Below are 13,691 nucleotides of genomic sequence, written 5' to 3'. Positions count from 1 at the left end.
CCCCACCGCCCGCCCCGGCCTTCACGTACATCTGCGCAGGCCTGCATCAGGACCCCCGAACCGCGGTGCGTCGTCGCCCTCTCACCACGGTGCTCACGTTTCACGCGATACATATCCATTCACGCATCTCCTGCGCGTAATGGCCGTGATGGGTGCTTACTACTCTCCGGGGCGATTTCTTCCCCGTCAACGGGGCAACCATGAGGGCCCGTACGCAGTCTTCACAAGGCCCGACTTTCGGTCAGAGGCCTCCGCCTGAAATAGTTCCTCCCGATGTTCGACATCCCTAGACTCCCCACTTGGGGGCTAGCTCGGGGGACAACTCAGTGGGGCATGGAGTGCCGGAACTCGTACTGGAATTGAATGGAAGGACCTGGACGCTCGATGCCTCCAGGCCATACACCCTCGGACGTGATCCGCAGGGAGATATCGCGCTCGACGACGCCAGGGTCTCCTGGCGGCACGCCACGATCAGCTGGAGCGGGCGCAGTTGGGTCATTGAGGACCACGGAAGCACCAATGGCACCTTCGTGCAGGGCCAGCGGATCCACCAGATGGAGATCGGCCCGGGCTCGGCCGTCCATCTCGGCAACGCGACCGACGGTCCGCGGCTGAATCTGAGCGGTGCGGCCGCCGCGGCCGTATCCGCGCCGCAACAGCAGGCCGCCGCACCGCAGCAGGCCGCCGCGCCCCAGCACACGCCCCAGCCGGAGGCGCCAGGCTGGGCCCAGCAGCAGGCCCCGTACCAGCCGCAGCCACAGCAGCAGGGCTGGCAGCACCAGCAGCAGCCGCCCCAGCACCAGCAGCAGCCGCAGCCGCACGTGCCGCCCCAGCACCACCAGCCACCCCAGCAGCAACAGCAGCAGCACCAGCAACCCCACGTGCCGCAGCAACAAGGTGGCGCCCCAGCCCAGCAGCACGTACAGAAAACGCCCGGTTCCGGCGGCGCCGCGGGGGCCCCGCCGGTCTACGGCGACCGCAGCCCGACGACGTTCCACCAGCTCGCGCTCGGCCGCAAGATGCGCATCGGCCGCGCCCTGGAGAACGAGCTGGTCGTCTCCGACCTCCAGGTCTCGCGCCACCACGCCGAGTTCACGGCGACGCCCGACGGCCGCTTCGAGATCCACGACCTCGGCTCGCACAACGGCACGTACGTCAACGGCCAGCCGATCGCGAAGTCCTCGACGGTCCTGATCGGCCCGAACGACATCGTCGGCGTCGGCCACTCGACGTTCCGCCTGGTCGGCGGGCAGCTCGAGGAGTTCGTCGACACCGGTGACGTCTCCTTCTCGGCCCGCCACCTCACGGTCACCGTCGACGGCGGCAAGCAGATCCTCAAGGACGTCTCCTTCGGCGTCCCGGAGAAGTCGCTCATCGCGGTCATCGGCCCCTCCGGTTCCGGAAAGTCCACCCTGCTCAAGGCGCTCACCGGCTACCGGCCCGCCAACCAGGGCGACGTCCTCTACGACAACCGCAACCTCTACAAGCAGTTCGCCGAGCTGCGCCAGCGCATCGGTCTGGTCCCGCAGGACGACATCCTGCACAAGGAGCTGACCGTCAAGAAGGCCCTGAAGTACGCGGCCAAGCTGCGCTTCCCGGCCGACACCACGGAGGCCGAGCGCGACGCCCGCATAGGCGAGGTGCTGCGCGAGCTGAAGCTGGACATCCACAAGGAGAAGAAGGTCACCTCCCTCTCCGGTGGCCAGCGCAAGCGCGTGTCGGTCGCCCTTGAGCTGCTGACCAAGCCGTCGCTGATCTTCCTGGACGAGCCGACGTCCGGCCTCGACCCGGGCATGGACCGCGACGTCATGCAGCTGCTGCGCGGCCTCGCCGACGACGGCCGTACGGTCCTCGTCGTCACGCACTCCGTCGCCGAGCTGGCGATCTGCGACAAGCTCCTCGTCATGGCGCCGGGCGGCTCGGTAGCGTACTTCGGCCCGCCGGAGGAAGCCCTCAACTTCTTCGGCTACAGCACCTGGGCCGACGTCTTCTCCGCCTTCGAGAACTACCGCGACTACGACTGGGCCGGCCGCTGGAAGGGCTCGCAGCACTACCAGATGTACGCCGCGGACATCGACGCCGTCGCCGCGCAGTCCGTACCGATGCCGCCCCCGCAGGCGGTCAAGCCGCCCAAGCCGCAGGGCTGGGGCTCACAGCTGTGGACCCTGATCCGCCGCTACACCTCGGTGATCGCCTCCGACAAGGGCTTCCTCGGCCTGATGGTGATCCTGCCCGCGGTCCTCGGCATCGTCAGCGTCGTCATCCCGGCCGACTTCGGCCTCGCCCCGCCCAAACCGCCGTCCAAGTTCAACGGCGACGCCGGCACGATCATGCTGATCCTCGCGGTCGGCATGTGCTTCTCCGGCGCGGCCAACTCCGTACGTGAGCTGATCAAGGAACGGGTCATCTACGAACGGGAGCGCGCCACCGGCCTCTCCCGCTCGGCGTACCTGATGTCGAAGGTCATCGTCCTCGGCGTGATCACGGCCTTCCAGGGCGTCATCATCTGCGCCATCGGCTTCGCCCCGCGCGAGCTGCCGGAAGAGGGCCTGCTCATGCCCCCGGCCGTCGAGATCTGCCTGACGATCATCGCGCTCGGCTTCACCTCGATGATGTTCGGCCTCGTCATCTCCTCGCTGGTGAAGACCGCCGAGAAGACCATGCCGCTCCTGGTCATGTTCGCCATCGTCCAGGTCGTGTTCACCGGCGTCCTCTTCCAGGTCTACGGCTCGCCCGGCCTGGAACAGTTCGCCTGGCTGATGCCGTCCCGCTGGGCCATCGCGGGCGCGGGCTCCACGCTCGACCTCGCGCACCTCATGCCGCCGTGGGACGCGAAGAACCCCACCGACCTGGACCCGCTCTGGGAGCACTCGGCCGGACAGTGGGGCATCAACATCACGGTTCTGCTCGCGCTCGGCGTCATCTGCGGCTTCGCGGTCGCGCGCCTGCTGCGCCGGCACGAGCCGGAGGTCATGCGCAAGTAAGCGCGCCATGACGTACGAGAAGGGCGGCACCCCGCGCGGGGTGCCGCCCTTCGGCGTCCGTGGGCCTCGTCTTCGGCTGAAGAGGTCCGTTGATCAGGCGATCAAGGCTCAGTAGGCGCCGTTCACGTTGTCCATCGAGCCGTACCGGTCGGCCGCGTAGTTGGCGGCGGCCGTGATGTTGGCGACGGGGTCGTAGATGTTCGTCGAGGTGCCCTCGACGTGGTACGCGTCGAACGTCGGCTTGATGACCTGGAGCAGGCCGATCGACGGGGTGCCGTTGATCGCGTTGATGTCCCAGCCGTTGACGGCGTTCGGGTTGCCCGAGGACTCACGGAGGATGTTGCGGTGCAGGCCCTCGTAGGAACCGGGGATGCCCTTGGCCTTCATGATGTCCAGGGACTGGCGGATCCAGCCGTCGAGGTTGTTGGCGTAGACGGGCTTGCGGGCGGCGGCGCGGCTCGCCGTCTCCTTCGCCTTGCGCTCGTCCTCGGCCTTCTTCTTCGCGGCGGCCTCGTCGGCGGCCCGCTTGTCGGCGGCGGCCTTCGCGGCGGCGTCCTTCGCCTGCTTGTCGGCGTTCGAGTGCTGCTTGGCAATACCGGCGTGCACCGCCTGCTGCGCGCTCGCGGGGGCGGCGAAGGCGACGGGGGAGACGTCGGTGGCCTGGGCGGTGGCCTCGGAGCTGCCCGGCACGAGGGAGAAGGCGAGGGCGGCGGCGCCGAGCGTGGCGACTCCGGCGATCGAGAACTTCTGGGTCTTGGTCAGCTCGGCGCGACTATGACCAGGGGTGCTGTGCTTGGACATGCGAAACGGACCTCTTCGAATAAGCGGAAAGGTCGCTCTCGTCCGGTGGGGGACAGTAGCTGCTCCGGCACAAGCGCCGCGGTGGGATAACCGCGGCGCCGAGCGACGGGAGCAATTCTTAGCGGGCGCAAAAATCTGTGGCAAAGCAGTGACATACGACCCGGCATAGTGGATCAGGGGGTGCGCACCGGACCCATATGACCCCGCATCCCCGTCCCCATAAGGGTTTACTTAACCACTAGGGACCTTCGTACGTGATGTGCGTCCTATGCGCGGGCTCACATCGGTCACGTAACAGTCTCACCAGGAGTTGCCCCAGCAATGCGCTAGGTGAGAGTCGGACGCTGGACCTAGGCCTCGGGGCCCAGACAGGGGCCTCCACAGGGCGGATACGTACTGTCACACCCCGCCGGTACGGTGTCGCCCATGAGCCAAGGACCCCGATCGGGCCTGGACGCGGTGAGCGCCGCGCTCCTCGCCATGAGCAGGCACCTGGAGGTGCGCGACGTCCTCAAGACGATCGTCGCCTCCGCCCGCGAGCTGCTCGACGCGGAGTACGCCGCGCTCGGGGTCCCCGACGACCACGGCGGCTTCGCCCAGTTCGTCGTCGACGGCGTCAGCGAGGAGCAGTGGAAGGCCATCGGCCCCCTGCCCCGCCAGCACGGCATCCTCGCCGCCATGCTCCAGAAGGCCGAGCCCGAGCGCCTTGGGGACGTGCGCGAGGACCCCCGCTTCGAGGGCTGGCCCTCAGCCCACCCCGACATGTCCGACTTCCTCGGCCTCCCGATCCGGTACGGCGACGAGACCCTCGGCGCGCTCTTCCTCGCCAACAAGAAGTGCCCCAAGCCCCAGGGCGGCTGCGGTTTCACCGCGGACGACGAGGAGCTGCTCGCCCTCCTCGCCCAGCACGCCGCGATCGCCCTCACCAACGCCCGGCTGTACGAGCGGAGCCGCGAGCTGACCATCGCCGAGGAGCGCTCGCGCCTCGCCCACGAGCTGCACGACGCCGTCAGCCAGAAGCTCTTCTCACTGCGCCTGACCGCCCAGGCCGCCGCCGCCCTGGTCGACCGCGACCCCTCCCGCGCCAAGGGCGAGCTGCACCAGGTCGCCGCCCTCGCGGCCGAGGCGGCGGACGAGCTGCGCGCCGCCGTCGTCGAGCTGCGCCCCGCGGCCCTGGACGAGGACGGCCTTGTGGCCACCCTGCGCACGCACACGCAGGTGCTGCACCGCGCGCACTCCGCCCAGGTCACCTTCGAGAGCAACGGCGTACGCGCGCTGCCCGCCTCCCAGGAGGAGGCCATGCTCCGGGTCGCCCAGGAGGCCCTGCACAACGCCCTGCGCCACTCCGGGGCCGAGCGGGTCACCGTGCTCCTCGACAAGCGGGGCGCCGGAGCCGTCCTGCGCGTCACCGACGACGGCACGGGCTTCGACCCGAAGGCCATACGCAGCGCGGGGCGGCACCTGGGTCTGGTCTCTATGCGGGACCGGGCGAGCGGGGTCGGCGGACAGCTGACCGTGGAATCGGAGCCCGGCAAGGGCACGACGATCGAGATGGAGGTCCCCGGTGGCTGACGCCGTGCTCGACGCGAAGACCGGGATCCGGGTGCTGCTGGTCGACGACCACCAGGTGGTCCGCCGCGGCCTGCGGACGTTCCTGGAGGTACAGGACGACATCGAGGTCGTCGGCGAGGCGTCCGACGGCGCCGAAGGAGTGGCACGGGCCGAGGAGCTGCGGCCGGACGTCGTCCTGATGGACGTCAAGATGCCCGGCATGGACGGCGTCGACGCGCTGCGCAAACTCCGCGAGCTGGCCAACCCCGCGCGCGTGCTCATCGTCACCAGCTTCACCGAGCAGCGCACGGTCGTCCCGGCCCTGCGCGCCGGCGCCGCGGGGTACGTCTACAAGGACATCGACCCGGACGCCCTCGCCGGCGCCATCCGCTCGGTGCACGCGGGACACGTCCTGCTCCAGCCCGAGGTGGCGGGCGCGCTCCTCTCCCAGGAGGAGGCGCAGGGCGGCCAGGGCCGAGGCGGCTCACTGACCGAGCGCGAGCGGGAGGTCCTCGGCCTCATCGCCGACGGCCGCTCCAACCGCGAGATCGCCCGCGCCCTCGTCCTCTCCGAGAAGACCGTCAAGACACACGTCTCGAACATCCTGATGAAGCTGGACCTCGCCGACCGCACCCAGGCCGCGCTCTGGGCCGTACGCCACGGCATGGCCGGCTGATAGCGGACCGTCCCGTTCCGGGATGAGATTCATACCGTCGTGTGAGTGTCACCCGGATGGCGCAACCTGGACGCCGCCGCGGCGTTCTCCAGGGCACGCCGCGACGGCTGGTCGCGGCGACCGCTAGGAGGGTCCAGAAGTGAAGAACCTGAAGAAGGCCGCTGCCGTCACGATGATGGCCGGTGGTCTGGTCGCGGCCGGCGCTGGCATGGCCTCCGCCCACGGCGGCGCGGACGCCCAGGGCGCCGCCAAGAACTCCCCGGGCGTCGTCTCCGGCAACCTGGTTCAGGCCCCGGTCCACGTCCCGGTGAACGTGTGCGGCGACAGCATCACCGTCATCGGCGCTCTGAACCCGACGTTCGGGAACTCCTGCGAGAACGTCTGATCGCACCCACGCGATCCACCGGCCGCGCCCGCGCGGCCGGTTCCGCGGTGACCGGCCCGCGACGCATCCGTCGCCCGCGACGCATCCGTCGAAAGGGCCGGCCCCCGTTCTCCGCGATCCACACCGCGCCGCACGTCCCTCGACCCCGCACCCGGGGTCGCCCATGCCAGCAGGAGGAGCACTCCCCATGAACAGCATCGCCAAGAAGGCCGCCCTCGCCGTCGCCACCGCCGGACTCGCCGCGGGTGCCTCCGCCGGAGCCGCGTCCGCCACCTCGGACGCCCAGGCCCAGGGCACCGCCGCGAACTCCCCGGGCGTCGCCTCGGGCAACCTCGTCCAGGTACCGGTCCACGTCCCCGTCAACGCCACGGGCAACAGCGTCACCGTGATCGGCGCCCTCAACCCCGTCTTCGGCAACGCCTCGGTGAACCACTGACACGCCGCCCCCCGGGCACAGCAGGCCCCGCGGACCAACCGGCCCGCGGGGCCTTCCCATGCCGGACGCCGGGCCCCTCAGTGCCTCCCGCCCCTCAGTTCCTCTCCCGCTCCTCCACGTACGCGTTGTAGGCCGCCACCTGCGCCCGCCTGGCCGTCCGCTCCACCGGCCGCAGCGCCAGGCCCCGCGCGGCCATCTCCGAGGCGCTCACAGCGCCGCCGTGGCCGTTCTCGTACGCCAGCGAGATCAGCAGACCCACCCGCTGCGCCAGCTCCAACACCCGTACCGCACGCGGCGGATACCCGGGAGCGAGCACCTCGCGGCCCGCCTCCGCGCGCGCCCGGTACGCCTCGAGCGCGGCCTCCGCGACCGGCCCCGACCCCGCGACGTCCAGCCGGGACAGCACCTGCGTCGCCTCCCGCAGCGCCTCCGCCAGCTCGCGCTCCGCCTCGCCGAGCGAGGGCACATCGGCGGGCGGCGCCTCACGGACCGCCAGACAGTGCCAGCGGACCTCCACATGTACGTCGCCCTCGGGCCCCGCCTCGTACACCTCGGGCACAAGGCCGTACGGCGCCCCGAACGCGACGACCGCCTCCTCCGCCTCCAGGGCGCGCGCGTTGAACTCGGGCGGCCCGCTCAGCCCGAGCGGATGCCCCGGCGCGGGCAGCGCCACCCGCAGACCTCTCACCCCGAGCGCCCGCAGGCGCCCCATCGCGAGCGTCAGACCGACCGGGCCCGACTCGCCGGGCAGGCCTTCGACCCGGTGCACCGCGTCGTCGCCGACCATCGCGAGCACCGCGTCATCCGGGGAAACAACTCCGGCCAATAGGGCGTTTCCCCATGCGGCCAGACGTCCTGAGCGTGGTTCCGAGAGCATGCACACAGCCTAAGGACCGGGCTCACGACAGGAACGCCCGGCCGGTGGCGTAGGTTTTATCCGGGGGCCGCGTCCACCGACGCGAGCGACGACCGAGACTGCAATGGGAGACAGCGCGCTCATGAGCGATGTACTGGAGCTTGAGGACGTATCTGTGGTCCGCGAGGGCCGGGCTCTGGTGGACCAGGTCTCCTGGTCGGTCAAGGAGGGGGAGCGCTGGGTCATCCTCGGACCGAACGGCGCGGGCAAGACCACCCTCCTCAACGTCGCGTCCAGTTACCTCTTCCCGAGCACCGGCACCGCCACCATCCTCGGCGAGACCCTCGGCAAGCCCGGCACCGACGTCTTCGAGCTGCGCCCCCGCATCGGTGTCGCGGGCATCGCCATGGCGGACAAGCTGCCCAAGCGCCAGACCGTCCTGCAGACGGTGCTCACCGCCGCGTACGGCATGACCGCGGGCTGGCACGAGAACTACGAGGACGTCGACGAGCTGCGCGCCCGCGCCTTCCTCGACCGCCTCGGCATGAGCGACTACCTCGACCGCAGGTTCGGCACCCTCTCCGAGGGCGAGCGCAAGCGCACCCTGATCGCCCGCGCCCTGATGACCGACCCCGAGCTGCTGCTCCTCGACGAGCCCGCCGCGGGCCTCGACCTCGGCGGCCGCGAAGACCTCGTACGCCGCCTCGGCCGCCTCGCCCGCGACCCCATCGCCCCGTCGATGATCATGGTCACGCACCACGTCGAGGAGATCGCCCCCGGCTTCACACACGTCCTGATGATCCGTCAGGGCAAGATCCTCGCCGCGGGCCCGCTGGAGCTCGAACTCACCTCCCGCAACCTCTCCCTCTGCTTCGGCCTCCCGCTCGTCGTCGAGCAGAGGAACGACCGCTGGACCGCCACCGGGCTTCCCCTCTCCTGAGAGCCTGTGGGGCGTGCCCCGGCCCGACTGATCGCGCCCTGTCCCGGAAGGGACCCCCGGTCCTACGATGACCACGTGGACATCGACGCATGGGTGTGGTGGCTGATCGGCGCCGCCGCGCTCGGAATCCCGCTCGTACTGACCGCGATGCCGGAGCTCGGCATGCTCGCCGTGGGCGCCGTCGCGGCCGCCGTGACCGCGAGCCTCGGCGGTGACACGGTCCTTCAGGTCGTCGTCTTCGCCGCGGTTTCGGTCGCGCTCATCGCGGTCGTACGCCCCATCGCGAGCCGGCACCGGGCACAGCGGCCCGAACTGGCCACCGGAGTCGACGCGTTGAAGGGCAGGTCGGCACTGGTCCTCGAACGGGTCGACGCCTCCGGCGGCCGCATCAAGCTGGCGGGGGAGATCTGGTCGGCGCGCGCACTCGACCCGGACCGCGCCTACGAGGCGGGCCAGGAGGTGGACGTGGTCGAGATCGACGGAGCGACGGCCATCGTCCTGTGAATGCCCCACGGGCCGTGCGGCGGTCTGACAGACTCGACCAGCAAGATCTTTGAGGTCTCGCGGATTCTCGGGATCCCGCGGACAGACGCCGAGGCATGAAGGGTACGGGGAGCCACGATGCAACCAATCATCATCGTCCTGATCATTCTGGTGGTGCTGGTATTCATCGCCCTGATCAAGACCATCCAGGTCATCCCACAGGCCAGCGCCGCCATCGTCGAGCGCTTCGGCCGCTACACCCGCACGCTCAACGCCGGCCTGAACATCGTCGTCCCGTTCATCGACTCGATCCGCAACCGCATCGACCTCCGTGAACAGGTCGTCCCCTTCCCGCCCCAGCCGGTGATCACCCAGGACAACCTGGTGGTCAACATCGACACGGTCATCTACTACCAGGTGACCGACGCCAGGGCCGCCACCTACGAGGTCGCCAGCTACATCCAGGCGATCGAGCAGCTCACCGTCACCACCCTGCGCAACATCATCGGTGGCATGGACCTGGAGCGGACCCTGACCTCCCGCGAGGAGATCAACGCGGCCCTGCGAGGCGTCCTCGACGAGGCCACCGGCAAGTGGGGCATCCGCGTCAACCGCGTCGAGCTGAAGGCGATCGAGCCGCCGACCTCCATCCAGGACTCGATGGAGAAGCAGATGCGCGCCGACCGCGACAAGCGCGCCGCGATCCTCCAGGCCGAAGGTGTACGGCAGTCGGAGATCCTGCGCGCCGAGGGTGAGAAGCAGTCCGCGATCCTGCGCGCCGAAGGTGAGGCCAAGGCCGCGGCCCTGCGCGCGGAGGGCGAGGCCCAGGCGATCCGTACGGTCTTCGAGTCCATCCACGCCGGCGACCCGGACCAGAAGCTCCTCTCCTACCAGTACCTCCAGATGCTCCCCAAGATCGCCGAGGGCGACGCGAACAAGCTCTGGATCGTCCCCAGCGAGATCGGCGACGCCCTCAAGGGCCTCGGCGGCGCCCTGGGCAACTTCGGCCCCCTGAGCGGCGGTTCAGGCGGTCCATCCGCCCCCACCCGCCGCGAACAGCCCCCGATCGACTAAAGCGCCCCGAGGGGGCGCCCCCGAAGGGGCGCGGGGAACTGCGCGCCCAGCCACGACGGACCCGCAGCCAGAGACCAACCGGTACCGGCTCGGCGCTAGGCCGCCGGCTGGGCCAACCACTCGGGCAACGAGGCCAACTCCTCCCGCCCGAGCGACAAGAGCATCGCCCCCGCAGGAGTAGGCTCAAAGGGCTGCCGCAACAACGGCATGCCCGCCTCCTCAGGCGTCCGATTCGCCTTCCGGTGATTGTCCAGCGCGCATGAGGCCACCGTGTTCAGCCACGAGTCGGCGCCGCCCTGCGACCTCGGCACCACATGGTCCACCGTCGTCGCACGCCTGCCGCAGTACGCGCACCGGTGCTGGTCCCGGACGAGCACCCCCCGCCTCGACCAAGGAGCCTGTCTTCGAAAGGGCACCCGTACGTATCTGCAGAGCCTGATCACCCGGGGCACCGGCATCTCGACCGCCGCCGCGCGCACACGGAGTCCGGGGTGGGCCTGCTCGACCACGGCCTTGTCCTGGAGCACCAGAACGACAGCCCGGTTGAGCGTCACCGTCGAGAGCGGCTCGAAGCTCGCGTTCAGCACCAGCGTGTCCCGCATCAACCTGCCCACCTCCCGTATGCACCGGCCCACCGCCTGGCGGGCTGGGATCAACTTTGGCCGGGCACGCCGAGATGGACAACGCAATAAAAAATGCCCGTCTCTGATCACTTCCATGACCAGAGACGGGCAAACAATCGATGAACGCTCAGTTCTCGGCGGGAGCGCCGTACTCGGCGACGAGCTGCGCACGCGCGAGCGTGTGGAACCGCAGATTGAAGCCGACGACCGCCGGCGAGGCGTCCGAGTCCGGACCCAGTCGCTCCTGGTCCACCGCGTACACGGTGAACACATAGCGGTGCGCCGGGTCACCGGGCGGCGGGGCGGCCCCGCCGAACTCCTTCGCCCCGTAGTCGTTGCGCACCTGCACCGCGGCCTCGGGAAGCCCCTCGAACTTGCCGCTGCCCGCGCCGGCCGGCAGCTCGGTGACCGAGGCCGGGATGTCGAAGACGGTCCAGTGCCAGAACCCGCTCCCCGTGGGGGCGTCCGGGTCGAAGCACGTCACGGCGAAGCTCTTGGTCTCGGGCGGAAAACCCTCCCACCGCAGCTGCGGCGAGGTGTTCCCGCCCGACTGGACCTGAGCGTCCTTGAGGACCGCACCCGGCTCGACGTCCTCACTCACGATCGTGAACGACGGCACGGGCGGGTGGAAGTCATGGGGAAGCGGCGGCCTCTTCGGCTCGGTCACGTGAGCACCTCCTGGTTGGTTGCTGTGCGTCCGAGCCTAGAACCAGTTGCGCTTGCTGCCGACCTGGGACAGCCACTCGTTCAGGTACGCGGCCCAGTCCGTGCCCTGGAAGTCGTTCAGACCCACCTTGAAGGACCGGAACGAGTCACTGCCCTCGCTGAACATCCCCGGCTTCTTGTCCATCTCCAGGACGACGTCCATCTCGTGGTCGTCCGCGACGAAGCTCAACTCGACCTGGTTCAGACCGCGGTACTGCTGCGGCGGGAGGAACTCGATCTCCTGGTAGAACGGCAGCTTCTGCCGCGTACCGCGGATGTGGCCGCGCTCCATGTCGGCGCTCTTGAAGCGGAAGCCCAGCTGGATGAAGGCGTCCAGGATGGCCTGCTGCGCCGGCAGCGGGTGCACGTTGATCGGGTCGAGGTCCCCGGAGTCCACGGCGCGCGCGATCTCCAGCTCGGTGGTCACCCCGATGTTCATGCCGCGCAGCTGCTGCCCGTCGATGCTCGTGACCGGCGTCTCCCACGGGATCTCAAGGCCGAACGGCACCGCGTGCACCTCATTGGCGAGCAGCGTGAAGGCACCGCCGAGCCGCACCTTGGTGAACTCGATGTCCTGCTTGGTCTCCTGGTCGGCGCCCTCGACCTCGACGCGGGCCTGGAGCCCGACGGAGAGCGCCTCGATCTGCTGGTCCACCGACCCGCCCTGGATCCGCACCTCACCCTGGACCACACCGCCCGGGACCACGTTGACCTCGGTCAGCACGGTCTCGACCGAGGCACCGCCGGCCCCCAGACTCGCGAGCAGCTTCTTGAACCCCATGACACTCCTCCCCAGGCCGCCGCCTGTGGCTCGTCTCGACTTGAATCCTTGATCGGTACATACGCGAGGGGACTCCACCCGGTTCCGCGTCCCACCCTGGCAACCGAGCACCCCAAGGCCATCCGTATAAACGGAGCGCGTGTACTACGCTCGTAAGGCATGATCTTGGCCCCTGACCGTACGCCCCTGACCCGAGACTTCTTCGACCGCCCCGTCCTGGAGGTCGCACCCGACCTCCTCGGCCGCGTCCTGGTACGCGACTCGGACGACGGGCCGATCGAGGTCCGCCTGACAGAGGTGGAGGCGTACGCGGGCGAAGCCGACCCCGGCTCACACGCGTACCGGGGCCGCACGCCCCGTAACGACGTGATGTTCGGCCCGCCCGGACATATGTACGTCTACTTCACCTACGGCATGTGGCACTGCATGAACCTCGTGACCGGCCCCGAGGGAGTGGCGAGCGCCGTCCTGCTGCGGGCGGGCGAGATCACGGTGGGCGCCGAACTGGCCCGCACGCGTCGACTCTCGGCCCGTAATGACAAGGAACTGGCCAAAGGACCGGCGCGTCTCGCCACCGCCCTCGCCGTGGACCGCAGCCTCGACGGCGCGGACCTCTGCGGAGACCAGGCCAGCCCCTTCAGGCTCCTCGCGGGAACCCCGGTCGAAGCCGACCAGGTCAGCGAGGGTCCCCGCACCGGAGTAGGAGGGGAGGGCGCCGGCCACCCCTGGCGCTTCTGGACGGCCAACGACCCTACGGTCAGCCCCTATCGGGCCCACGTGCCCCGCCGCCGCCGAACTTGACGCGGCCTGGGGGCCTCCGTAATGTAGTCCGAGCCGCTTGAACCGGTCACGGCAATCTGCCGGGAGCTGGAAGCGGCCAACCACTACCTACGACTTCCCCTCAGCGGGGGCTTGTTCCGCATGCCCGCATGTCGGAATTCGAACCCGCGAAACTCGATTATGAGTTGCGGAGGGAATCCGCTAACGTAGTGAACACGCCGAAAGGCAAAGGCCTTCCAACGGCCACCGGAAATGAAATCCGAAACCGGAAACGGAACGGAAAACGGATCTGGTAAGGTTGGAAACACGAAATACCGAAGGGAAGCGCCCGGAGGAAAGCCCCAGAGAATGTTCTGCGGGTGAGTACAAAGGAAGCGTCCGTTCCTTGAGAACTCAACAGCGTGCCAAAAGTCAACGCCAGATATGTTGATACCCCGACTCACTTCGGTGAGTTGAGGTTCCTTTGAAAAAGTCCTTCCACGGAAGGCGCACAGCGAGGACGCTGTGAACGGACGGGATTATTCCTCCCGACCGTTCCGCTCTCGTGGTGTTCATCCCGATTACGGGAAAACATTCACGGAGAGTTTGATCCTGGCTCAGGACGAACGCTGGCGGC

14 protein-coding genes are annotated in these 13,691 nt (G+C 69.2%); 9 read left to right on the top strand and 5 right to left on the bottom strand.

Going from position 1 to position 13,691, the window contains the following annotated elements; translation table 11 throughout:
* The first annotated feature begins 338 nt into the window (after nucleotides 1-338).
* The gene (locus GKQ77_RS16100) at nucleotides 339-2,984 is read left to right on the top strand and encodes an ABC transporter ATP-binding protein/permease (protein ID WP_308117683.1); all 2,646 of its coding nucleotides are present in this window, start codon (nucleotides 339-341) and stop codon (nucleotides 2,982-2,984) included.
* A 108-nt stretch (nucleotides 2,985-3,092) separates the two neighbouring features.
* Here the strand turns inward: GKQ77_RS16100 and GKQ77_RS16095 are convergent, their stop codons facing one another.
* Nucleotides 3,093-3,785: a transglycosylase SLT domain-containing protein gene (locus GKQ77_RS16095; RefSeq protein ID WP_219689460.1), complete on the bottom strand. Its 693-nt coding sequence runs from the start codon at nucleotides 3,783-3,785 to the stop codon at nucleotides 3,093-3,095.
* Between the two features lie 426 nt (nucleotides 3,786-4,211).
* Here GKQ77_RS16095 and GKQ77_RS16090 point away from each other — a divergent pair, with 426 nt between their 5' ends.
* The 4 genes from GKQ77_RS16090 to GKQ77_RS16075 all read left to right on the top strand — a co-directional run bounded on the left by GKQ77_RS16090 (nucleotide 4,212) and on the right by GKQ77_RS16075 (nucleotide 6,833).
* Nucleotides 4,212-5,357, top strand: a complete 1,146-nt coding sequence (locus GKQ77_RS16090; protein WP_219689459.1) for a GAF domain-containing sensor histidine kinase — start codon at nucleotides 4,212-4,214, stop codon at nucleotides 5,355-5,357.
* The gene (locus GKQ77_RS16085) at nucleotides 5,350-6,012 is read left to right on the top strand and encodes a response regulator (protein ID WP_308117682.1); all 663 of its coding nucleotides are present in this window, start codon (nucleotides 5,350-5,352) and stop codon (nucleotides 6,010-6,012) included. The genes GKQ77_RS16090 and GKQ77_RS16085 overlap by 8 nt, the downstream gene beginning before the upstream one ends.
* Nucleotides 6,013-6,151: 139 nt before the next feature.
* Entirely contained in the window at nucleotides 6,152-6,397 is a 246-nt protein-coding gene (locus GKQ77_RS16080; RefSeq protein WP_219689458.1) for a chaplin, read from the top strand.
* A gap of 187 nt (nucleotides 6,398-6,584) precedes the next feature.
* On the top strand, nucleotides 6,585-6,833 hold the full coding sequence (locus GKQ77_RS16075; RefSeq protein WP_219689457.1) for a chaplin: 249 nt from the start codon (nucleotides 6,585-6,587) through the stop codon (nucleotides 6,831-6,833).
* A 94-nt stretch (nucleotides 6,834-6,927) separates the two neighbouring features.
* On the opposite strand, the gene GKQ77_RS16070 is transcribed toward GKQ77_RS16075, so the two are convergent.
* Nucleotides 6,928-7,710, bottom strand: coding sequence for an Rv1486c family protein (locus GKQ77_RS16070; RefSeq protein ID WP_219689456.1), 783 nt, complete (start codon nucleotides 7,708-7,710; stop codon nucleotides 6,928-6,930).
* Nucleotides 7,711-7,831: 121 nt separating this feature from the next.
* On the opposite strand from GKQ77_RS16070, the gene GKQ77_RS16065 reads away from it, so the two are divergent.
* The 3 genes from GKQ77_RS16065 to GKQ77_RS16055 all read left to right on the top strand — a co-directional run bounded on the left by GKQ77_RS16065 (nucleotide 7,832) and on the right by GKQ77_RS16055 (nucleotide 10,186).
* Nucleotides 7,832-8,629 carry an ABC transporter ATP-binding protein gene (locus GKQ77_RS16065; protein ID WP_125511888.1) on the top strand — a complete coding sequence of 266 codons (798 nt, stop codon included), beginning with the start codon at nucleotides 7,832-7,834 and terminating at the stop codon, nucleotides 8,627-8,629.
* A 75-nt stretch (nucleotides 8,630-8,704) separates the two neighbouring features.
* Nucleotides 8,705-9,133: an NfeD family protein gene (locus tag GKQ77_RS16060; RefSeq protein WP_219689455.1), complete on the top strand. Its 429-nt coding sequence runs from the start codon at nucleotides 8,705-8,707 to the stop codon at nucleotides 9,131-9,133.
* Nucleotides 9,134-9,250: 117 nt separating this feature from the next.
* Nucleotides 9,251-10,186: an SPFH domain-containing protein gene (locus GKQ77_RS16055; protein WP_219689454.1), complete on the top strand. Its 936-nt coding sequence runs from the start codon at nucleotides 9,251-9,253 to the stop codon at nucleotides 10,184-10,186.
* 95 nt (nucleotides 10,187-10,281) lie between these two features.
* On the opposite strand, the gene GKQ77_RS16050 is transcribed toward GKQ77_RS16055, so the two are convergent.
* From GKQ77_RS16050 to GKQ77_RS16040, 3 genes are all read right to left on the bottom strand, one after another.
* Nucleotides 10,282-10,788 (bottom strand): HNH endonuclease, encoded by a 507-nt coding sequence (locus tag GKQ77_RS16050; RefSeq protein WP_219689453.1) that lies wholly within the window; start codon nucleotides 10,786-10,788, stop codon nucleotides 10,282-10,284.
* 148 nt (nucleotides 10,789-10,936) lie between these two features.
* Entirely contained in the window at nucleotides 10,937-11,476 is a 540-nt protein-coding gene (locus GKQ77_RS16045) for a YbhB/YbcL family Raf kinase inhibitor-like protein (RefSeq protein WP_219689452.1), read from the bottom strand.
* A gap of 36 nt (nucleotides 11,477-11,512) precedes the next feature.
* Entirely contained in the window at nucleotides 11,513-12,295 is a 783-nt protein-coding gene (locus GKQ77_RS16040; protein ID WP_219689451.1) for a sporulation protein, read from the bottom strand.
* Nucleotides 12,296-12,454: 159 nt separating this feature from the next.
* On the opposite strand from GKQ77_RS16040, the gene GKQ77_RS16035 reads away from it, so the two are divergent.
* The gene (locus GKQ77_RS16035; RefSeq protein ID WP_219689450.1) at nucleotides 12,455-13,096 is read left to right on the top strand and encodes a DNA-3-methyladenine glycosylase; all 642 of its coding nucleotides are present in this window, start codon (nucleotides 12,455-12,457) and stop codon (nucleotides 13,094-13,096) included.
* The last annotated feature ends 595 nt before the right edge of the window (nucleotides 13,097-13,691 follow it).

The organism is Streptomyces anatolicus (assembly GCF_019400875.1).
Taxonomy (GTDB): Bacteria; Actinomycetota; Actinomycetes; order Streptomycetales; family Streptomycetaceae; genus Streptomyces; species Streptomyces anatolicus.
The sequence above is the reverse complement of the archived record's forward strand: the minus strand, read 5'-3'. Positions and strand labels throughout refer to the sequence as shown.